The organism is Winogradskyella ouciana, from assembly GCF_965284585.1.
Classification (GTDB): Bacteria; Bacteroidota; Bacteroidia; order Flavobacteriales; family Flavobacteriaceae; genus Winogradskyella; species Winogradskyella ouciana.
In genome coordinates this window covers 875,063-896,576 of record NZ_OZ260095.1, presented here as the reverse complement: position 1 = coordinate 896,576, position 21,514 = coordinate 875,063, and the positions used below count along the sequence as shown (strand labels likewise).

General features: G+C 36.6%; 17 protein-coding genes. 11 read left to right on the top strand and 6 right to left on the bottom strand.

Annotated features, from left to right (window positions below):
* Window positions 1-5: 5 nt before the first annotated feature.
* The gene (locus ACQ65V_RS04035; RefSeq protein WP_430466968.1) at window positions 6-1,688 is read right to left on the bottom strand and encodes a DUF4270 domain-containing protein; all 1,683 of its coding nucleotides are present in this window, start codon (window positions 1,686-1,688) and stop codon (window positions 6-8) included.
* An 8-nt stretch (window positions 1,689-1,696) separates the two neighbouring features.
* Complete coding sequence (locus tag ACQ65V_RS04030) at window positions 1,697-2,509, bottom strand: glycogen/starch synthase (RefSeq protein ID WP_155088059.1); 813 nt, start codon at window positions 2,507-2,509, stop codon at window positions 1,697-1,699.
* A 110-nt stretch (window positions 2,510-2,619) separates the two neighbouring features.
* Between ACQ65V_RS04030 and panC the strand changes: the two genes are divergently transcribed.
* The 11 genes from panC to ACQ65V_RS03975 all read left to right on the top strand — a co-directional run bounded on the left by panC (window position 2,620) and on the right by ACQ65V_RS03975 (window position 18,642).
* On the top strand, window positions 2,620-3,471 hold the full coding sequence (gene panC, locus ACQ65V_RS04025; RefSeq protein ID WP_430466967.1) for a pantoate--beta-alanine ligase: 852 nt from the start codon (window positions 2,620-2,622) through the stop codon (window positions 3,469-3,471).
* A 14-nt stretch (window positions 3,472-3,485) separates the two neighbouring features.
* Window positions 3,486-3,836: an aspartate 1-decarboxylase gene (panD, locus tag ACQ65V_RS04020; RefSeq protein ID WP_155088061.1), complete on the top strand. Its 351-nt coding sequence runs from the start codon at window positions 3,486-3,488 to the stop codon at window positions 3,834-3,836.
* A gap of 4 nt (window positions 3,837-3,840) precedes the next feature.
* A complete protein-coding gene (locus ACQ65V_RS04015) occupies window positions 3,841-4,800 on the top strand; it encodes a lysylphosphatidylglycerol synthase transmembrane domain-containing protein (RefSeq protein ID WP_430466966.1) in 960 nt (319 codons plus the stop codon).
* 42 nt (window positions 4,801-4,842) lie between these two features.
* Window positions 4,843-5,991 carry an alpha/beta hydrolase gene (locus ACQ65V_RS04010; protein WP_155088063.1) on the top strand — a complete coding sequence of 383 codons (1,149 nt, stop codon included), beginning with the start codon at window positions 4,843-4,845 and terminating at the stop codon, window positions 5,989-5,991.
* A 78-nt stretch (window positions 5,992-6,069) separates the two neighbouring features.
* Complete coding sequence (locus tag ACQ65V_RS04005; protein ID WP_430466965.1) at window positions 6,070-7,257, top strand: alpha/beta hydrolase; 1,188 nt, start codon at window positions 6,070-6,072, stop codon at window positions 7,255-7,257.
* 201 nt (window positions 7,258-7,458) lie between these two features.
* Complete coding sequence (gene radA, locus ACQ65V_RS04000) at window positions 7,459-8,817, top strand: DNA repair protein RadA (protein WP_430466964.1); 1,359 nt, start codon at window positions 7,459-7,461, stop codon at window positions 8,815-8,817.
* Window positions 8,818-9,091: 274 nt separating this feature from the next.
* Window positions 9,092-13,321 (top strand): LamG-like jellyroll fold domain-containing protein, encoded by a 4,230-nt coding sequence (locus tag ACQ65V_RS03995; RefSeq protein ID WP_430466963.1) that lies wholly within the window; start codon window positions 9,092-9,094, stop codon window positions 13,319-13,321.
* A 131-nt stretch (window positions 13,322-13,452) separates the two neighbouring features.
* On the top strand, window positions 13,453-16,857 hold the full coding sequence (gene ileS, locus ACQ65V_RS03990) for an isoleucine--tRNA ligase (protein WP_430466962.1): 3,405 nt from the start codon (window positions 13,453-13,455) through the stop codon (window positions 16,855-16,857).
* A 4-nt stretch (window positions 16,858-16,861) separates the two neighbouring features.
* A complete protein-coding gene (locus ACQ65V_RS03985) occupies window positions 16,862-17,245 on the top strand; it encodes a TraR/DksA family transcriptional regulator (protein ID WP_155088070.1) in 384 nt (127 codons plus the stop codon).
* 26 nt (window positions 17,246-17,271) lie between these two features.
* The gene (locus ACQ65V_RS03980) at window positions 17,272-17,949 is read left to right on the top strand and encodes a hypothetical protein (protein ID WP_430466961.1); all 678 of its coding nucleotides are present in this window, start codon (window positions 17,272-17,274) and stop codon (window positions 17,947-17,949) included.
* Between the two features lie 27 nt (window positions 17,950-17,976).
* Window positions 17,977-18,642 carry a lipoprotein signal peptidase gene (locus tag ACQ65V_RS03975; protein ID WP_430466960.1) on the top strand — a complete coding sequence of 222 codons (666 nt, stop codon included), beginning with the start codon at window positions 17,977-17,979 and terminating at the stop codon, window positions 18,640-18,642.
* On the opposite strand, the gene ACQ65V_RS03970 is transcribed toward ACQ65V_RS03975, so the two are convergent.
* From ACQ65V_RS03970 to ACQ65V_RS03955, 4 genes are all read right to left on the bottom strand, one after another.
* Window positions 18,596-19,159: a 5-formyltetrahydrofolate cyclo-ligase gene (locus ACQ65V_RS03970; RefSeq protein WP_430466959.1), complete on the bottom strand. Its 564-nt coding sequence runs from the start codon at window positions 19,157-19,159 to the stop codon at window positions 18,596-18,598. The two genes, ACQ65V_RS03975 and ACQ65V_RS03970, sit on opposite strands and share 47 nt — an antisense overlap.
* Window positions 19,156-20,124, bottom strand: coding sequence for a succinylglutamate desuccinylase/aspartoacylase family protein (locus ACQ65V_RS03965; protein ID WP_155088073.1), 969 nt, complete (start codon window positions 20,122-20,124; stop codon window positions 19,156-19,158). Before ACQ65V_RS03965 ends, ACQ65V_RS03970 begins: the two co-directional genes overlap by 4 nt.
* An 84-nt stretch (window positions 20,125-20,208) precedes the next feature.
* Window positions 20,209-21,084, bottom strand: a complete 876-nt coding sequence (rimK, locus tag ACQ65V_RS03960) for a 30S ribosomal protein S6--L-glutamate ligase (protein ID WP_155088074.1) — start codon at window positions 21,082-21,084, stop codon at window positions 20,209-20,211.
* Window positions 21,059-21,499 (bottom strand): ATP-dependent zinc protease family protein, encoded by a 441-nt coding sequence (locus tag ACQ65V_RS03955; RefSeq protein WP_412559746.1) that lies wholly within the window; start codon window positions 21,497-21,499, stop codon window positions 21,059-21,061. The genes rimK and ACQ65V_RS03955 overlap by 26 nt, the downstream gene beginning before the upstream one ends.
* Between the last annotated feature and the right edge of the window lie 15 nt (window positions 21,500-21,514).

Here is a 21,514-nt window from a genome sequence, read left to right as displayed (position 1 = left end):
ATGTTTTAGTTATTTGGTTCTGTGTAATATATCTCTAAATACACTTTTTTACTTTCATCTTCAGTATTGTTTCCATGCAATACTGTACCTCTTGGTGTTATTATTGAACTCGTTGGTGTTGTAAATTCAGAATCATCAGTTGTCTGTACTCGTCTTTGTGCTAATATATCTTCTAAATTAACATTTAATGAAACAGCTAAACCTAATTCAACATTAGTAGAATCTCTTAATAAGATATTATTAATGTGCTCTGTAATCCTAAACTTATACTTAATACCGTCTCCAGTTGGTTCATCATCAACGCGTTGCAAAGGGCCAAGATGGTTAAACTTTGAAAACGAAGGTAAACTATTATTGGTAAGGTCAATAAAAAAATCTGTCAACGGTGATTTATTATCTATATCATACAGAAAAAGACGATCTGGCTCTTTTCCATCGACCATATTCTGATCCACATAAAAAACTAAGTTAGCTTCATTAACCAATCGTTTAGTTCTAACAAACTTACCGTCTTCATCAGTTTCTACAAATTCACTTTTCCAAGTTTCAAAAGTATTCATGGTGTTATCATCTTCATCCAAGTCCTCGCCATTAAATAACTTAATCCTTGCAATAGATCCTTCACCACCTTTTAAAAACAATCTGTCGTCACCATTGGTCTCATCTCCATCGTTAATTGGAGAGGTAAATTCATTGTCCATAAAATTGATTCTATTAGGACCAAAACTTAAAACTATAGACGCCTGCTCAGTTGTATCTTCATCATCCGAAGTAGAAGCTGTTAATCTGGTATAATAAATAGTAATATTAGAAGTTTGTGCACCAGTATTAAGAATAAGAAAACTGCCATCATCATTTACGGGCTCAGCTTTAAAATAAAGACCTCTAAAATATTCTGAAAAGTTGTTTTGGCTGTCTAAAACTGGATCACCTTCTTTATCAATAATTTTGTTATGCCAAAATGTAGTGTCTAATTGCACTCTTATACCAGGAAATTGTCTTTGAGTTACTTGTGTTTCTCCTTCATCATCTAAACCAGTTAAAACAAATCCTTCTTCAGAAATTTCGATGATATTATCAATTGGATCAAATTCTTCAGTTGTCTCATTGTAATCAACAAATGGCAATAGTGTACCTTCTAAGACAGCATCAGAAATCGGTTCAGTTGCTGATGCAGATTTGTTTGAAAAATAGGCCTGCGTTTCATCAAATTCAGCATTTGGATCAAAATCTCTAATAAAATAGTTGCTCTCAAATAAACTTAACCTTATTGGTTCTCTACCAAGAACTGAATCTATTTCATAAGTTACATTATCGTCCTCATCTACTTCTTCAATGGAACCAAAATAGGGTATGTATAATACAACAGAGTCAATTTTAACCACATCTCCAAAATCTGCGCCAAAAGTAGTGCTTAATTGAGTTACAAAACTAGATGTTGTTCTGCCATATGTATTATCGTCATAAACGCCTAAAGTGTTAAGGCCAAGACCATTGGTTTGTACTGGCTCTAATGCATCTGTATATGTGATGATATCGTATTGATCTGAAAGAATATCAAAATTAGTTGCAACATCATCATTTAAAATGTCTGATTCTAATGTTGAAAAGTCCTTATCGCAGGCAATAAAACTTGTTGTAATCAGTGCAAATACTGCTATTTGAAGGGCAAATTTGTTCTTTTTCATAGGTTTATTTAACTGTTAAGCACAGTTTCTTTGTAAAACTCCGTGTAAGGATCTGCAAATTCTTCAATAGAATGGAAATCTAAAACAGGTTTTGTTAAATTTTTAATGTAAGTGTCTAATTCTTTTGGCAATGATTCTGAGCCTCTAATAATAGCATCAGAGTTGTCAATTGCAATCTTCATTAGATTAATATAATTTGGCTTTTCAAGAGGTTTTATAGCCTCCTCGTCCAAATTATCGAATTTCACCTTATCTATCATACCTTTATCTAACGTTCCGTCAAAGGTTTGATTGTACACGGAAGTCACAATTTTACTTTCAGTAAATAACGGTTCAGTTTTATAGAATTCTTTAAGATAGAGCGGTAATAATGAGGCTAGCCATCCATTTACATGAATAATATCTGGAGCCCAGTTTAATTTTTTTACGGTTTCAATAACCCCTTTTGCGAAGAAAATAGCACGTTCATCATTATCTGGAAAAAGATTACCATCCTCGTCAGTCAAAGTAGCTTTGCGCTTAAAATAATCTTCGTTATCAATAAAATAAACCTGAATGCGTTCCTTAGGAATAGAAGCTACCTTAATAATCAAAGGCATATCCAAATCATTGATGACTAAATTTATACCAGATAACCTTATAACTTCATGAAGTTGGTGCCTTCTTTCGTTAATATTACCAAAACGAGGCATAAATATTCGTATCTGTCCTCCTTGTTTGTTTACCATTCTTGGAGCTTCAAAGGACATTGAAGAAATCTCCGTTTCTGGTAAATATGGAACAACTTCCGACGACACATACAATATTCGTTTATCTTTCATAAATCTACTGCTTTTGAAAATTAAGAGTAAAAAACATGCAAAATTACAAAAATTTGTGCAGATTGCTAGTAAAATATTATGTTTGCACGCGTTAATTTTTTGTTATAGAGTTGAAAATTTTTCACAATCAAACCGAATTATCCAGTCATGTAGATGGCCTTAAGGCAGATGGAAGCTCCATGGGATTTGTGCCTACAATGGGTGCGCTTCATAATGGGCACTTGTCTTTGGTTGAAAAAGGATTACATGATAATGCTTTTGTTGTAGTAAGTATTTTTGTCAATCCTACTCAATTTGATAATAAAGAAGATCTTGTTAAATACCCAAGAACATTAAATGCTGATGTATCACTTTTAAGAACTGTAAGTGATACAAATATTGTGGTTTATGCACCAACCGTTGAGGATATTTACAACGATAATGTACAATCCCAATCCTTTACTTTTGATGGCTTAGAGCACGAAATGGAAGGCGCTTTTAGAGAAGGTCATTTTGATGGTGTAGGTACTATTGTAAAGCGTTTGTTTGCAATTGTTAAACCTGATAGAGCTTACTTTGGTGAAAAAGATTTTCAGCAATTGCAGATCATTAAAAAACTAGTAGAATTACATAATATACCTGTAAAAGTAATAGGTTGTCCAATCCATAGAGCAAAAGATGGCTTGGCAATGAGCTCTAGAAACTCAAGGCTGACAAAAGACCATAGAAATGTAGCTCCATTTATCTATAAAACCTTAAAATCTGCCAAGAACAAGTTTGGCACAAAAAGTGCTCAAAAAGTTACGGAATGGGTAGAAGAGCAATTTAAGCAACAACCGCTTTTAGAGCTAGAGTATTTTATAATTGCAGACACAGAAACCCTAAAGCCAGTAAAACGAAAATCAACAAAAAAGACCTATAGAGCTTTTATAGCTGTATATGCAGGTGATATAAGACTTATAGACAATATCGCCTTAAATTAATTACCTTTAGTCCCATGCAAATTCAAGTTGTAAAATCTAAGATACATCGCGTTAAATGTACAGGTGCTGACCTTAATTACATTGGTAGTATAACTATTGATGAGGATTTAATGGATGCTGCTAATATTATACAAGGAGAGAAAGTTCAGATTGTAAATAACAACAATGGTGAGCGATTAGAAACCTATTGTATTCCTGGCCCTCGTAATAGTGGAGAAATAACCCTAAATGGAGCTGCGGCTAGAAAAGTAGCTGTAGGTGATATTTTAATTTTGATTACGTATGCCTTTATGGACATCAAAGAGGCAAAAACCTTTAAGCCGTCTTTGGTGTTCCCAAACGAAGCTAACAATCTTCTAAAATAAACTCTTGAGCACACCAAAATCCATCCTAAAAGTTGTTTTGCCCTTGCTCTTAGGAGTAGTTTTGGTATGGTATTCATTGTCTCAAATATCCGTATCAAAACTTATTCAATATTTTAAGAATGCAGACTATTTTTGGATAATCTTAGGAGTGAGTTTAGGTATATTAAGTCATGTGTGTAGAGCTTATCGTTGGTTGTTTATGGCAGAACCATTAGGTTACAGGCCTAAATTTGCCAATAGTTTTATGGCTGTGTATTCAGCTTACCTTATTAATCTAACAATACCAAGAGCAGGTGAAGTAGCCAGAGCTTCAATATTAGCTACATATGAAGATGTGCATTTTGACAAAGGATTTGGTACCATTGTAGCAGAACGTGTTGCTGACACCTTAATGCTACTCTTAATAATAGGAATAGCCCTCGTTTTAGAGTTTGAGTTCATTTATAGTTTCTTTATGGAAAAGTTTAATCCCACAACTTTGCTTATAGGCGGAACAATATTGTTGTTGATAGTTTTAGGATTGTACTTTTTTATAAGGCGAAGCAGTTCAAAATTTGCTTTAAAAGTAAAAAGCTTTGTTAAAGGACTTATTGAAGGTGCATTGAGCATATTTAAAATGAAAAAGAAATGGGCATTTATTTTTTATACTGTATTTATTTGGGTACTGTATTTATCTATGTTTTATGTCACCACATTAGCACTGCCAGAATTAGGCAACATATCACTAGCCGGTGTATTGATAGGTTTTATTTTAGCAAGTTTCAGTATTGCAGCAACAAATGGAGGTATAGGCTCTTTTCCTGAAGCTATAGTGATTGCATTTACGCTGTTTAATATATCAGAAGATCCAAGTAGAGCCTTCGGTTGGATTATGTGGTCTTCTCAGACTTTGGTCATTATAGTTCTTGGAGGCCTGTCTTTAATATACTTACCAATCTATAACAGAAAGAAAACCAGCGTATAAAAATATTTTTTACCTTGCTTCAACTTTAAGTCAATCTACAACATGAAGAATTTTTATAGACTTGTTATATTATTTCTAATCACATGTAATACCCAAGCACAAGCAATTTATGAAACTATAGATTCATATAAGCTTGATGATAAACGTGAATTAAAAATTCAATTGCCAAGAAATTATGATCCAGAAGCGGATCGCACGTATCCTTTGGTTATCGTTTTAGATGGGGATTATTTATTTGAGCCAGTTGCTGGGAATATAGATTACCAAGCCTATTGGGAAGATATACCAGATTGCATTGTGGTGGGTGTAAAACAAGCGACATCTAGAACAGATGATTTTTTCTATGCTGAAGAGACAAATTTGCCCATAAACGAAGGAGCGGATTTCTACGAATTTATGGGAGCAGAATTGATTCCCTTCATTGAAGAAAATTACAAAGCCTCTCCGTTTAGAGTAATTGTAGGGCACGATATGAGTGCTAATTACATCAACTACTACTTGTTTAAAGATGAGCCAATGTTTAGGGCATACATAAGCCTGAGCCCAGATTTAGCACCACAAATGGTAGAAAGATTGCAGCAACGCTTATCAATTTTAGAGCAAGAAACATTTTATTACATGGCAACGGCAGATGCAGATTTGAAGGTTTTAAGAAATTCAATAATAGAATGTGACGCCAAATTAAAATCTATTGAAAATGGCAAACTACACTATAAGTTTGACAATTTTGAAGATGCCAACCATTATTCTTTGGTAGGGAGAGGGATTCCAAAAGCCTTAAATGAAATATTTGCTTTATATAAACCAATTAATGGAAAAGAATACAATGAAAAAGTATTGACTTATGAAGGCTCACCGTACGACTACCTAATGAAAAAGTACGAAGACATAGAATACTTTTACGGTTTTGAAAAGAAATTGATAGAAAATGACATTAGAGCTATTGCAGCTGCTTGCAAAAAGCGCGATGATTTAGAATCTTTAGAAAAGTTGGCAAGGTTGGTTAAGAAAGAATTTCCTAAATCCATGCTCAGTGCTTATTATATGGGAATGTTCCACGAAAAGGAAGGCAACCTAAGAAAAGCACTATTACGCTACAAAGCTGGATTATTGCTAGAGCCTTCTCAGTATATTGATAAGGAAATGATGCTCGAAAAAATGTACGATATACAAGATGCGATGAAAGATTAATTGCAGTTCATCGAAAAAAATTCACAACTTAACGATATTTTAGTATGTTTGGTACCCCAAAGCTAAACCTACTTAAAAATGAGAAAGACTATTTTAATAGTTCTGGCATTTGTTTTTTGCATGCCATTATGCGCTCAGATTAGTTATGATGAAATAAATTCATCTAAACTAAATTCGGTTCGTCAATTAAAAATCAAACTACCAAAAGATTACGACCCTTCTTCAGAAATTAAATATCCTTTAATTATCGTTTTCGATGGTGATTATTTATTTGAGCCCATAGCTGGCCAAGTAGATTTTCAAACCTATTTTGATGATATGCCAAGCTCTATAATAGTTGGTGTTGTACAAGGTAGCGAGAGACGTTATGATGGCTATTGTGATGAGGTCACTGGCTTACCTAAAGAATCTGGCTTGCGTTTTCACGATTTTGTGGCAGAAGAGTTAATACCTTATCTAGATGAAAAGTTCAATACAAGTAAGTTTAGGGTTGCAGTCGGCCATGATTTAATGGGCAATTTCATAAACTCTTATTTATTTAAAGAAGATCCATTATTTAATGCTTACGTATGCATTAGTCCAGATTTATCTGGTACTGTAAGAGACTATTTAGGTAAAAGATTAGAGTTTTTTAAGGATGATATCTTTTATTATATGGCGACTTCAGATAAAGATCTGCCCTATATAAGAGAAGCTGTTTTAAACGCCAATTCTCAGATTTCAGAAGTTAAAAATCAATATTTAACTTATTATTTTGATGATTTTAAGAATGATACGCATTACACACTTGTTAACAGTGCAATTGCTAAATCGTTTGACAAGATTTTTGAATTGTACAAACCACTTCGTGAAAAAGAACTAGAAGAAAAAGTATTGACTTATGAAGGTACTTTAGACAAGTATTTGGTAGATAGATACGATAGAATTGAAGAATTATTTGGCATAAAGAAGCCAATTACCGAAGAAGAATTTGAAAAAGTAGTTAAAGTTGCCGAGCAACGTAACGATTTAGAGTCTTTAGAGAAAATAGGAAAACTGGCGAAAAAATTAAATCCAGAATCATTATTGGGAACATACTACCTCGCTCAATATTCAGAAAAAGTTGGTAAGACCAAAAAAGCTAAAAAGTTATACGAATCTGCTTTAACACTTAATGATGTGAGCCATATTAATAGAGATTTTATCTTCTCTAAAATTGATGAACTTACCATTGTGGATACAGATGAAGAAGAAGAAGGAGAGGAGGAAGACAATGAAGAAAACTAAGAAAAATTCATTATCGACCGACTATTTCTTTGAGGCATTGTTCAACAGAACAAAAAACTTTCTATTTACTAATATACCTTCAAAATTAGCTACGATAAAAGTTTTCGCAATAATCAGTTGGTTTAAAGACATCAACTAAAATTATATTAATTTAGCTGTTCTAAAATTTTAAAAGATTTCCGATTTAATTGGAAACTGAAAATGGCTAAAGTAAAAACAACCTTTTTTTGTCAAAACTGTGGTAGTCAATATGCCAAATGGCAAGGACAATGCACATCTTGTAAGCAATGGAATACCATTGCTGAGGAGGTTATCCAAAAACCTGAAAAAAGTAATTGGAAGCCTCAAGGCTCATCTACCAAACGCGTCTCAAAACCACTAAAAATTAATGAGATAGACACTTCGCAAGAAGCACGCCTAAACATGCATGACGCAGAATTTAATCGTGTTCTCGGAGGTGGAATGGTTCAAGGCTCGTTAACACTTTTAGGAGGTGAACCAGGCATAGGAAAAAGTACCTTACTACTTCAAATTGCTTTAAAATTAAACTACAAAACACTTTACGTATCTGGGGAGGAAAGTCAGAAACAAATTAAGATGCGTGCAGAACGTATCAATCCCAATGACAATAGTTGCTATATCCTTACAGAGACTAAAACCCAAAACATCTTTAAACAAATAGAAGCCTTAGAACCAGATTTGGTAATTATAGACTCTATACAGACGTTGCATAGTGATTATATTGAGTCTTCAGCCGGAAGTATATCTCAAATTAAAGAATGCACTACCGAACTGATCAAATTTGCTAAAGAAACCGCAACACCAGTCTTGTTGATTGGGCACATTACAAAAGACGGTCATATTGCCGGACCTAAGATTCTTGAGCATATGGTAGATACCGTTTTACAATTTGAAGGCGATCGTAATCATGTTTTCAGAATTCTAAGAGCACATAAGAATCGCTTTGGCTCAACGAACGAATTGGGCATTTATGAAATGCAAGGTTCTGGGTTGCGAGAAGTTTCTAACCCAACAGAGATTTTAATTTCCGAAAAAGATGGAGAACTTTCTGGCAACGCAGTTGCCGCCACCCTTGAAGGTTTACGACCTTTAATGATTGAGGTACAAGCATTAGTAAGCACCGCAGTTTATGGAACTCCTCAACGTTCCGCGACGGGTTTTAATGCTAAGCGTTTAAACATGCTGTTGGCAGTTTTAGAGAAAAGAGCTGGCTTTCGTTTAGGCGCAAAAGACGTGTTTTTAAACATAACTGGGGGAATCACTGTTGATGATCCGGCAATAGATTTAGCCGTTGTTGCTGCAATCTTATCTTCTAATGAAGACGTAGCTTTACCTAGCGATTACTGCTTTGCTGCTGAGGTAGGTTTATCTGGTGAAATAAGACCAGTTCAACGTGTTGAACAGCGCATATTAGAAGCGGAGAAATTAGGCTTCTCCAGTATTTTTGTTTCTAAGTATAATAAGATTTCCATAAAAAACACACAAATTAAGATTCAGTTAGTCTCAAAAATTGAAGACTTGATAGGTTTTATAGTCTAATTCTCTGAAAAACAAGTGTTTTTAATCGGTGTTTTTGTGGTTTTCATTTTCCGCATTAAACACTTTATCGAATTTTTTATACACTTTATCGTTTTTTTTAATGAAATGTCTTGCGCACTTTTTTCTAAATGACTACTATTGTACGGTATGGTGAACCTTATAATAAAGGTTTGTCGCACAATTAGTTATATCCCTCCTACTATTCATTTCCATTGAATTAAAGATTTTATCACAGTACATAATAATAGTCCCAAACTATTAATACCATTATGTTATGAAGATAAAATTACTTTTGTGCTTTCTTACTAGTTTAATGCTAAGTAGTACTTTCTATGCCCAAACTTCTAAGGTGATAGTTAAGGTAAAATGGAAAAGCGAATCCTATAATCACAAATTAGAACTCTATAATGCTGCCAATGATTTAGTGATTTCTATTTGCGATGATACCCAATGTTATTCTGGTACTCAAACAGGTGGTACGGACAAATATGTGGTTAAATATAACCTTGGATGTGTTGATGACGGAAATAACTACTATTTAAAGCTTTATGATTATGATAATGACGGTTGGTCTAGTAGCAGTGTAAATGTTAAAGTTGCTGGAGTTACAGTAATTAATAATGATGGTACTGGTGCGACTACAGCGGGTCAGAATTTATACTTTAATGTATCTGGTGGTGCTGCTGAATGTAATGCTGAACCAGATATGGATCAAGACGGAATAGCAGACTATTTAGATTATGATGATGATGGTGACGGGCTAACTGATGGTGCTGAAAATCTTGGTGAAGATCGATTTGAATGCACTCTTCCTCCTCTAGTTTTTGAAAATGGTGCTTATGACGCTGCGGCTAGTAGTAGTTCTGAAGGTACTGTAGGTGCAGTTTACCGTTTTGGGAATGCTATTGAAGGAAAAGATGTTTTATTGGAGGTCTTAGAATTAGACAATACGACGATTAGCGATATTGATGTTGACACAATTGATAACCCTTCGTATCTCCAAACCCAACTGACAATGACTGGGACTGGTACACCTGGAGCAAGGTTTAAATTTACCATCGTAGATTCAGGAACAACCACTCCTTCTGTAGAAGTGTATAGAATAAATGGAATTTCTTGGGATGTCGATGGGGGATCAAATTATCAAGAATCGCATGTATATTATGATGTTGCGGCCTATGGAACGGAGAACCCAACTGCTTTAGAGGTCACCGATTTGGGTAGTAATAATATTCAAATTAGTGCTAATGGCGAACAAGAAGGACCAGGTTTCTCAACTTTAAAGATATTAAGAGCATATTATCAGTTTATAGGCAATTCTTTCGAAATGAGAATGCAACTTGTAAATAAAACAACCACTGGATCTAATCTGCGCCAGTTCGGAATGTCATTCACACAGTGTGAGTTTTTAGATTTTAATGCCAATTCTTTGATTATTATTACAGGTGAAGATTTTGACGGGGATGGTAAATACAACCATTTAGATTTAGACAGTGACAATGATGGTATCCCGGATAATGTGGAAGCACAGACAACATTAGGATATATTGCTCCTAGCAATAACGTTAATCAAAAAACAGGAATAGATTATAATTATGGTGAAGGCCTAAGTTCAATTGATACAGATGGAGATAATACTCCTGATGTTTTAGATTTAGATACAGATGGTGATGGCCTTCCTGACATAGAAGAAAATGGAATGGCAAATAGTATTACCACATTTTCAGATTCTGATGACGACGGACTAGATATACTTTTTGAAGGTTCTGTAACTTATGACCCAACAGATCCAAACGATGATATCAATAGCCCTGAGGCGTCGATATTACCAGACACCGATGGGGATTTATATATAGGAGGTGATTTAGACTACAGAGATGACTTGGATGTTTACCATGAACATGCCACAATCGATTTCGACGGGGACGACGACTATCTGAGCGGCGACAGTCTTCTTGAGGGCCTGGGCGAGCTGACGATAATGGCGTGGGTAAAGATAGACGCCTCCAACGCGGCGAACACCTATACCACGATAGCTGGAGAGGGCGATGGCTGTAAGCTCTCGGTAAGGATCGGCAACAGGCTGGTGTTCGGCATTCGTACGGCACAGGGCTATACTTCTGTCCAAGGGATCGACGTCAATTATAACGAGTGGCATCATGTAGTAGGTACTTTTTCAAATGTCACGGGGGAACAAATCATATATGTCGACGGGCAGGAGCGGAGAAGGCTTACCTCAAGTGGTCTGGTCGGCGAGGTTATAGCCCCTCTGAGTTCATGGAACGGCAATTTTGAGATAGGCCGTTTATCCAGTGATGTGGGTAATCAGCAGTATTTTCCAGGTAACATTGACGAGGTGAGGGTCTTCAACTCGGCACTGAGCGATGAGCAGATACAGCAGATGGTCTACCAGGAAATAGAGATGGAAAGTGGTAATGTAAAGGGGAAGGTCACACCGAAACAGATAAAGGACACCAAGACCCTTCAGACGGTGCCATGGTCGAGCCTGATGGGTTACTGGCCAATGACCGATATAAAGAGCAGTACGACGACGGACCTCTCGGGAAATGGCAGGACCCTAAAGCTGATGAACATCAGGACGGTACAGGAACAGACCGCTCCAATGCCCTATGAGACGGGTGGCAATGGCGACTGGACAAATGAAGGGACATGGTTGCACGGCGATGTCTGGGACATTGAGGATGTGTCGAACAACAAGGACTGGGGCATTGTCCATATTAAGCATAATGTTGCATCCTCAGCGTCGCACACCAACCTGGCACTGCTGATAGACTCCGATAGGACCTTGACCATCAACGGTGACAACAAGGTAGAGAACAATTGGTACCTAGAACTGAACGGCACCTTGGATCTAATGGGCGATTCCCAGTTGATACAGACTGTTACCAGCGACCTGGTGACCTCAGCCAACGGCAAGGTTCTAAGACGGCAAGAGGGGACTTCTAGTGTATATTGGTACAACTATTGGGCTTCGCCTGTTGGAAATACAGGAGCTACAACATTCACAGATAACAATTTATCTACGAACAACACGAACAATACAACCTATAACTTGGGAATGCTCAAGAAACCGAACGGCTCTAACTGGCAGTTCACTAGTGCCTACGACGAAGTGGGCAAGATCAGTACGCGCTGGCTATATACCTACAAAAATGGTGTAACCTATTATGATTATGCACCATTGGGTCAAGGTACCCAGTTGCAGCCAGGCGTCGGATACACCCAAAAGGGCACCGGTACATCAGGGTCGGAACAGCAATATCTGTTTGAGGGAAAACCAAATAACGGTACCATAGTCGTACCGGTCACGGATACTGGGGGAAGCGGTTCCGTTCCCGCGGTTTCTAAAACGGACTACCTGTTGGGCAACCCATATCCATCTGCTTTGGACATCCATGAGTTCATCGATGACAATATCGGTGTCATAGACGGTACGATACAGCTTTGGCAGCAATGGAGCGGAAGCTCTCATTATCTCGATGAATATAACGGAGGCTACGCACAGGTCAACAAACTGGGCTCGGTAAGGGCATATCAGTTTGTGGGCATCGAAGGTGAGACCAATGGCAGCCAAGATGGAACAAAGACACCATCAAGGTACTTGCCGGTAGGGCAAGGGTTTATGACAGAGATTGAGAACAGTGGCAATATAGTTTTTAAAAACAGCCAACGAGTGTTTATTAAAGAATCAGACGCCAACGGGTCTTATAATAATGGGTCGGTGTTCTTTAGGGGCACTTCTAATTCGCAAAATGTAACTGAACAGCAAAATTCAGATCCAGAAGAGGATCCAATGCAAAAAATACGTTTAGAGTTCAATTCAGTTGATGGCCCTGCCACCAGAAGAGAATTATTACTGGGCTTTAGCGAAGATACATCGGACGATTATGATTACGGATATGATTCTAAAAATGTAGAGGAATACAGCGATGACCTCAACCTTGCTCTAGAAGACGAACTGATGACCATGCAGGCCTATGGTCCAATTACTGAGGATAAGGTGGTACCGCTGGTACTAAAAACTTCGGGAAGCTATAACTATACCATAAAGGTTTCCGAGATGGGAAATATCCCTGAGGCCCAAGAGCTGTATATAAAGGATAATTTAACTGGTGAATATTTCGATTTAAGAAACGAACAACCATTTGAATTCTCATCCGAAGAAGGTGAGTTTAACGATAGGCTCGAGATCGTTTTCCAGCAACAGCAAAGCGAAACGTTGTCTCAGATAGAAGAAAACATTGAAGATATTAACCTTTATTATGCCATGGGAAGAAAGAAGATTGTGGTGCTGAACCCGACCAATGAAGACCTGAAGAGCATGGAGATAATAAACATGCTGGGACAGTCCGTTGCAAGGATCGGTACCTTCGAGGGCTCGTACAACGAGTATGGCTTGCCGCAACTGAGCGCGGGCACGTACATCGTAAACCTTACCACCGCAACGGGAGCAAGCATGACGAAGAAATTTATCGTAAAGTAAAACAGTGTTTTTAGTTAGTTAGTGGCAAAGGCCGTTCGGTAAGCATATCGAATGGCCTTTGTTTTTCAAGAACATCTAGACATTTTTAGCAAAAAATCCTTAATTTCGCACCTCGAAAAGAAATGCGAATAATGACTACAAAGTTCCCTGAATATAAAGGACTTAACTTGCCAAGAGTTGCCAAAGACATTAGCGACTATTGGGAAGCCAATAATATCTTCGAAAAAAGTGTAACAACAAGAGAAGGCAAAGAACCCTATGTGTTTTTTGAAGGTCCACCTTCTGCTAATGGTTTACCAGGTGTACACCACGTTTTAGCACGCGCTATTAAGGATATCTTTCCACGTTACAAAACCATGAAAGGCTTTCAGGTAAAACGTAAAGCTGGTTGGGATACGCACGGTCTACCAGTAGAACTTGGCGTTGAAAAAGAATTGGGTATTACTAAAGAAGATATCGGTACAAAAATTACGGTTGAAGCTTACAACGAAGCGTGTAAAAAAGCGGTGATGCGTTATACAGACATCTGGAACGACCTCACACAGAAAATGGGTTACTGGGTAGATATGGACGATCCATATATCACTTATAAATCCAAGTATATGGAATCTGTTTGGTGGTTGCTCAAACAGATTTACGAAAAAGATTTAATATACAAAGGCTATACGATTCAGCCATATTCGCCAAAAGCTGGTACTGGTTTAAGTTCGCATGAGTTAAATCAACCTGGAACTTACCAAGATGTAACAGATACAACGGTTGTAGCTCAGTTCAAGGCCAATACGGATTCATTACCAGACTTTTTACAAAATGAAGGTGATATCCATTTCTTAGCTTGGACGACCACACCTTGGACACTACCAAGTAATACAGCACTTACAGTAGGTCCTAAAATTGATTATGTCTTAGTTGAAACTTACAATCAATACACGTTTAAACCTATGAATGTGGTATTGGCTAAAGGATTGGTCAATAAGCAGTTCGATGGTAAATACAAACAAGTTGAAACCAAGCCAGAACTAATAGAATTTAAAGAAGGAGATAAGAAAATCCCTTTTTATGTTGTAAAAGAATTCAAAGGAAAAGATTTAGTTGGGATTACCTACGAACAACTATTATCCTACGCATTACCAAACGATAACCCAGAAAATGCGTTCAGAATCATTTCAGGAGATTTTGTAACAACAGAAGATGGTACAGGTATTGTACATACTGCGCCAACCTTTGGTGCAGATGATGCTTTGGTTGCAAAGCAAGCTACACCAGAAGTACCACCAATGTTAGTAAAAGATGATAATGGTAACTTGGTGCCACTTGTAGATTTACAAGGCCGATTTAGACCAGAAATGGGAGAGTTTGCAGGTAAGTACGTAAAGAACGAATATTACAATGATGGCGAAGCACCAGAGAAGTCAGTGGATGTAGAACTTGCCATTAAATTAAAAATAGAAAACAAAGCCTTTAAGGTTGAAAAATATAAGCACAGTTACCCAAACTGTTGGAGAACAGATAAGCCAATCCTCTACTATCCTTTAGACTCTTGGTTTATTAAAGTGACAGATGTAAAGGAAAAAATGGTCTCACTAAATGATACCATAAACTGGAAACCAAAATCAACAGGAACTGGGCGTTTCGGTAACTGGTTAGCTAATGCAAACGATTGGAATTTGTCACGTTCACGTTTTTGGGGAATTCCATTACCAATTTGGAGAACAGAAGATGGGAAAGAGCAATTGTGTATTGGTTCTGTTGAAGAATTAAAAGCTGAAATCGCAAAAGCTGTTGAAGCAGGTGTAATGTCTGAAGATATATTCGCTGATTTTGAAGTCGGTAATATGTCTGAAGAAAACTATGAAACTGTCGATTTACATAAAAATGTAGTCGATAAAATAGTATTGGTTTCACCTTCAGGGCAACCAATGAAACGCGAAAGTGATTTAATAGACGTTTGGTTCGATTCAGGTTCTATGCCTTATGCACAATGGCATTACCCATTTGAAAACAAAGATTTCATAGATAAGAAAGAAGCGTTTCCTGCAGATTTCATCGCAGAAGGTGTTGACCAAACACGTGGATGGTTCTATACATTGCACGCTATTGGCACAATGGTTTTCGATTCTGTGGCATACAAAAATGTGGTATCTAACGGTTTGGTTTTAGACAAAAACGGACAAAAGATGTCCAAGCGTTTAGGTAATGCTGTAGATCCGTTTGAAACACTTGCTAACCATGGCGCAGATGCTACGCGTTGGTATATGATAAGCAATGCCAACCCATGGGATAACCTAAAATTTGATATTGAAGGTGTAGAAGAGGTTAAGCGTAAGTTTTTCGGAACGTTGTATAACACCTATTCATTCTTTTCACTTTATACCAATTTAGACGGATTTAATTATTCAGAGGACGATATCCCAATGAATGAAAGACCTGAGCTCGATCGTTGGATTCTTTCAGAATTAAACACATTGATTGAAAAGGTTGATGCATTTTATGCAGATTACGAGCCTACTAAGGCGGCCAGGGCCATTTCAAACTTTACTCAAGATTATCTGAGTAATTGGTACGTGCGTTTAAGTAGAAGACGTTTCTGGAAAGGTGATTATCAAACAGATAAAATTTCGGCATACCAAACGCTATATACATGCATGATTACTATTGCGAAACTCGGAGCTCCAATTGCACCGTTCTTTATGGACAGGTTGTATTTAGACCTTAATGCTGTAGCGCAAAAAGAGAATTTTGAAAGTGTGCATTTGGCAGAGTTTCCAAAAGCTGATAAAAGTGCTATAGATAAAGTGTTGGAACGAAAAATGGAAAATGCACAAACAATATCTTCATTAGTATTATCGTTGAGAGCTAAGGAGAAGATTAAAGTGCGTCAGCCATTGCAGAAAATTATGATTCCTATTGATAATCAACAGCAAAAGGAGGAGATTAAAGCAGTTTCTGATTTAATAAAACACGAAGTAAACATAAAAGAGATTGAGCTTTTAGAGGATGCTTCAGACATTTTGGTTAAAAAAATTAAACCAAACTTTAAAGTGTTAGGTCCTCGATTTGGAAAGGATATGAAGTTGATTTCCAACCTTATAAGTAATTTTTCGGCTGAAGACATTAAAAATATCGAGCAAAATGGTACTTTAGACGTTGAAATTAACGGAAAAAGTGTTACTTTAGAATTAGGTGATGTTGAGATTACATCCCAGGATATAGAAGGTTGGCTTGTGGCTAATGAAGGTGCATTAACAGTAGCTTTAGATGTTACAATAACCGAAGATTTACGTAAAGAAGGTATTGCACGTGAGCTCGTAAACCGTATTCAAAATTTACGTAAGGATTCTGGGTTTGAAGTCACAGATCGAATTGATGTGCAACTTCAGAATGACGAATCAGTAAAAGCTGCAATAGCTTCAAATGAGGAGTATATCAAATCAGAAACTTTAACCGAAGAATTACAAATTATGGACAAAGTAAACAATGGTATAGATATTGCTTTTGACGAGGTAAATACCAAACTGTTTATACAAAAACACTAATATTATGGCAACAGATACTACTAACAGATATTCAGATAAAGATTTAGAAGAATTCAGAGTTTTAATTCAAGAAAAAATTGATAAAGCTGAGCACGATTTAGAACTGATAAAAAGTGCTTACATGAACGATCACAACAATGGTACCGACGATACGTCGCCTACGTTTAAAGCGTTCGAAGAAGGGAGTGAGACTATGAGCAAAGAGGCAAACTCTGCTTTGGCCATACGACAAGAAAAGTTTATTCGTGATCTAAAAAACGCATTGATTAGAATTGAAAACAAAACCTATGGTGTATGTCGTGTTACCGGTAAGCTTATTAACAAGGATCGCCTAAAGCTGGTGCCTCATGCAACTTTGAGCATCGAAGCTAAAAACATGCAGAAGTAACAAATTCCTGCAATTGCAGGAATACCATGATAATAGAAGAGATTTGCAATTACAAATACAGACCTCAAAGGTTTCCAAAACCTGTGAGGTCTTTTGTTTTAGTGTTTTGTCTTGTATTTTCTTACTGTGGTAATTCTCAAAACATACTGACAAAGACCATAGATGCAAGTGCCATTGAAACTATTTCCATACAAGGCAATCAAATTTTCAATATTTCGGTTGTAACGTCTAAAACGAATCTCATTGATATAACATCAACATTAGATGGTGAATACCAAAGTAAATATCAGATTATAACTGAAGAAAAAAACAACAAACTTACACTTCGATTAGAGTTTATGTCTTTTGAAGATATACCAGACAACAAGAGAAATGCTCATAAAGTCATTGCAGCAACTCTACATCTCAAAATCCCTGAAAACCTTAATTTAAACATTCATAGCGATGTTGGCTCTGCAGATGTTGCCGGAAATTTCAATATGCTTTCCATAGAGCTTTCGCAAGGGTACTGTAATGTTAATGGGTTGGCTAAGAACGGCATTATCAACACTATTGACGGTAATATTAGCGTTGTTACCAAAGATGGGAAAATTATTGCATCATCTAAAAATGGTAAGGTAGTTAAGGACAACTTTAACCCATCGCAGTCTCTGTGGAATTTGAAATCCATTAATGGAGATATAACTGTTGCCAAAAAAGAATAATAATTTACATTTGCCTAAAATCGCTTAATGTCCCTAAAGAAAGCTTTATTTATCATCCTCCTCATTTTACTGATAGACCAGATCAGCAAAATTTATATTAAAACACATTTTGCGTTAAATGATGACATCACTGTCTTTTCATGGTTTAAAATCGCTTTTGTGGAAAACGATGGCATGGCATGGGGAACTAAGCTGAGTGATTTTTTCACCTTTATTTCAGATAAATCAGCCAAACTTATCTTAACCTTATTTAGAATTGTAGCTGTAACTTGTATTGGGTTTTGGTTGGTAGATGTCACTAAGAAAAAAAAGTCTAAAACATTGATTTTTGCAATTTCCATAATCTTTGCAGGTGCTTTAGGGAATATTATTGATTCTGTGTTTTACGGAGTATTATTTAGCGATAGTGACATGCAGATCGCTACGTTTTTACCAGAAGGAGGCGGTTATGCAGGCGTGTTTCATGGTAAGGTGGTAGATATGTTGCATTTTCCTATTTGGAGTGGTGTGCTACCAGAATGGCTACCATTTTTTGGTGGAAAATACTTTTCTTTTTTTGATCCTGTTTTCAATGTCGCTGATATAGCTATCAGTACAGGTATCGGGATTTTAATTGTATTCAATAAAAAAGCTTTTAATGACGAGCCTAAAACTGAAATACATGATTCGGAGTCACACAATAATCCAACTTAACATCATTATCAACGGCTTCAAAATTCTCGGTTTCAGCTTCAAAAAAAGATAAGCCTATTTTAATAGTTTCTGGTTTACAATGCTTTAAAAACCTGTCATAAAATCCTTTTCCGTAACCCACTCTGTTTCCTGTTTTGTCAAACGCTAAAAGCGGTACAAAAACTACCTCTAATTGTTCTGAAGCGATAGGGATTCCGTCAATTGGTTCGGGAATGTTATAGTTGTTTTTTTTAATTGTTATACTATCAGTGAGGAGATAATGTGTCATCGAAAAATCCACGAAATTGCTTTTTGAAATGACGATGTTTTTATCTTTTCCTGCTAGGATATTTAAAATGTATTCGGTATTGATTTCCTTTTGTTCTTCTATGGTCAAGAAGATATGATAGAAGGATTTATCCCAAATATCTAATTTTAGCAACTGATTGGCTATAGAAAGACTATAATCTTCAATGTCATCAAGGGATAATGCCTTACGAAGTGATTTATATTTTTTTCGGAGTTCAGATTTTGTCACGATTCGGTTTTAGTGGTAATGTGAAAAATAGCATCACCTTGATAAATTATTGGTGATTCATTAACATTAAAAATATAGCCATTATTTGGCGCTTTTACAAAATGGTTAAAACTACCGTAAGGATCTGTAATATGCCCAAGAACATCTCCTTTTTTTACTTCAGAATTAATTGAAACTGAAGATTTAAACATGCCAGAATAACTAGCTCTAATCCATTTACTCTGTAATATATTCACGCAAGATTTTTTTGGCTCAGACACCTTAAATTTAGAACCTAACATCCCTAAATGATGTAGCACGCGTTTAGCTCCATTAACACCTGTATTGGTGATGTGATGGTCTATATGAAAGGATTTACCGCCCTCATACAACAAAATAGGGATGCCCAATTTGTGACAGGTGCTTCTGAATGATTTCTTAATGTTTTTAGTATATAATACGAATGGAGCACCAAATATTTGTGCTAATTCATTTAGACTTTTTTCCTCTTTTATAACACGAATTTGGGCAGAATTGAAACGACCAGCACCTCCTGTATGAAAATCCAAAACCAAATCTGCATGCGGTAAAATTTCGGTCACCAATTTAAAAGCTACTCTACTTGCTAAAGAACCTCCTTTTATACCAGGAAATACACGGTTTAAATCCCGGCCATCAGGGAATTCTCGATCCATGTGGATAAACCCAAAAACGTTAATGACAGGAATACATATAATCGTCCCTTTTTTAGGCTTATTGATACCCTTGGCAATAATCTGACGCACAATTTCCACACCGTTGACTTCATCACCGTGAATACCAGCTGTAATTAACACTGTAGGTCCAGGCTTTTTGGAGCGTTCAATAATCACCGGAACATCAATTGTGTTTTGGGTGTGCAGTTTTGCAACATTAAAGCTAACCTTGGCACTTTCTCCTAGTCCTACTTTTTCTCCAAGAATATGTAATACTTCTTTTTTGCTCATAAAAATTAGCCCATCCTTACCTTCCTGCATCAACTGCGCTAAGCACAGGCTTCGAAAGGGACTCTCAAGCTTGGGCAAAAGAGTCTATTTAGTGTTTCTTTCAATAAAAGTAATAATAGCCCTCGCTATATTTTTTTGTGTTGCCCTTTCAATACCTTCCAAGCCTGGCGTAGAGTTGACCTCCATAATCAATGGCCCTCTTGAGGATTGTAACATATCTACTCCGCATACAGGCAACTTTAGAGCACGTGCCGCTTTTATCGCCAATTTTAATTCATCTTCAGAAAGTCTAATTAAATCAGCACTTCCTCCTCTATGTAAATTAGAACGAAATTCACCATCTTTACCTTGACGTTTCATAGCGCCAACAACTTGCCCATCCACGATCAATGCTCTTAGATCGGCTCCTTTGGCTTCGGCTATATACTCCTGTACTAAAGCTCTTGCTTGTAGTCCATTAAAAGCTTCTAGAACTGATTCGGCAGCATTTTTCGTTTCTGCCAGTACCACTCCCAGACCTTGTGTGCCTTCCAATAATTTAATAATTACAGGTGGTCCGCCAACATGTGCCAAAACTTCTTCAACATCACGAGAGTAATTAGTAAAAACTGTTTTTGGCATACCAATACCAGCTTTAGATAAACGCTGAAAACTTCTCAATTTGTCGCGAGAACGTATGATGGCATCAGAGGAAACGGTTGTAAAGACGTTCATCATTTCAAACTGACGTACAACAGCGCAGCCAAAAAAGGTGACAGACGCGCCAATTCTAGGGATAATGGCATCGACATAATCTAAATATCTGTCCTTATAATAAATGGTCGGTTTTTCTTTTTCTATAATGATATCGCACTTTAGAGGGTCGATAATTTCAATTTCATGCCCTCTATTTTCGCCTTCTTCTACGAGTCGCCTGGTAGAATATAAATGTGCATTACGCGAAAGAATTACAATGTTCATTAGTGTACTTATAGGATTGGTTGTCTAGGTCAACATCGACCAAAAATTTTTGTTTTAGAAATTGACGGCCAATTAATACCGGAAATTTCATATCGTCTCTGGTGCTTAAAGTTAAGTTAATCTTATAGCTTTTTCCAAAGAATATAGCAGTTGTTTTAATTTTATAGCGGTTTTCCTTGTGGCCATTACTGCTCTTTACATCTGTGTAAGTGTAATTTTCAAATACCACTTCCTTACTATTAAAATTGGGATGACCTTTACTTTTAAAAGTGCAATATAGTTTGCCATTAGCCTCACTAATTTGTGAGCAATGTATGGCAGAGGTGTAAGCGCCAGTATCAATTTTTACATCGATACTTTTAAGCAGTAATTCGGGAAAGTCAATCTTATCGACACGTCCCAAAGTTTTTTTCATATGAAGTAAAATTTT

Bases quoted from the DNA above. Each gene is read 5' to 3' on its own strand.
- ACQ65V_RS04035 (WP_430466968.1), bottom strand. From the start codon at position 1,688: ATGAAAAAGAACAAATTTGCCCTTCAAATAGCAGTATTTGCACTGATT.
- ACQ65V_RS04030 (WP_155088059.1), bottom strand. From the start codon at position 2,509: ATGAAAGATAAACGAATATTGTATGTGTCGTCGGAAGTTGTTCCATAT.
- panD (WP_155088061.1), top strand. From the start codon at position 3,486: ATGCAAATTCAAGTTGTAAAATCTAAGATACATCGCGTTAAATGTACA.
- ACQ65V_RS04010 (WP_155088063.1), top strand. From the start codon at position 4,843: ATGAAGAATTTTTATAGACTTGTTATATTATTTCTAATCACATGTAAT.
- ACQ65V_RS04005 (WP_430466965.1), top strand. From the start codon at position 6,070: ATGAGAAAGACTATTTTAATAGTTCTGGCATTTGTTTTTTGCATGCCA.
- radA (WP_430466964.1), top strand. From the start codon at position 7,459: ATGGCTAAAGTAAAAACAACCTTTTTTTGTCAAAACTGTGGTAGTCAA.
- ACQ65V_RS03995 (WP_430466963.1), top strand. From the start codon at position 9,092: ATGAAGATAAAATTACTTTTGTGCTTTCTTACTAGTTTAATGCTAAGT.
- ileS (WP_430466962.1), top strand. From the start codon at position 13,453: ATGACTACAAAGTTCCCTGAATATAAAGGACTTAACTTGCCAAGAGTT.
- ACQ65V_RS03985 (WP_155088070.1), top strand. From the start codon at position 16,862: ATGGCAACAGATACTACTAACAGATATTCAGATAAAGATTTAGAAGAA.
- ACQ65V_RS03980 (WP_430466961.1), top strand. From the start codon at position 17,272: ATGATAATAGAAGAGATTTGCAATTACAAATACAGACCTCAAAGGTTT.
- ACQ65V_RS03975 (WP_430466960.1), top strand. From the start codon at position 17,977: ATGTCCCTAAAGAAAGCTTTATTTATCATCCTCCTCATTTTACTGATA.
- ACQ65V_RS03965 (WP_155088073.1), bottom strand. From the start codon at position 20,124: ATGAGCAAAAAAGAAGTATTACATATTCTTGGAGAAAAAGTAGGACTA.
- rimK (WP_155088074.1), bottom strand. From the start codon at position 21,084: ATGAACATTGTAATTCTTTCGCGTAATGCACATTTATATTCTACCAGG.
- ACQ65V_RS03955 (WP_412559746.1), bottom strand. From the start codon at position 21,499: ATGAAAAAAACTTTGGGACGTGTCGATAAGATTGACTTTCCCGAATTA.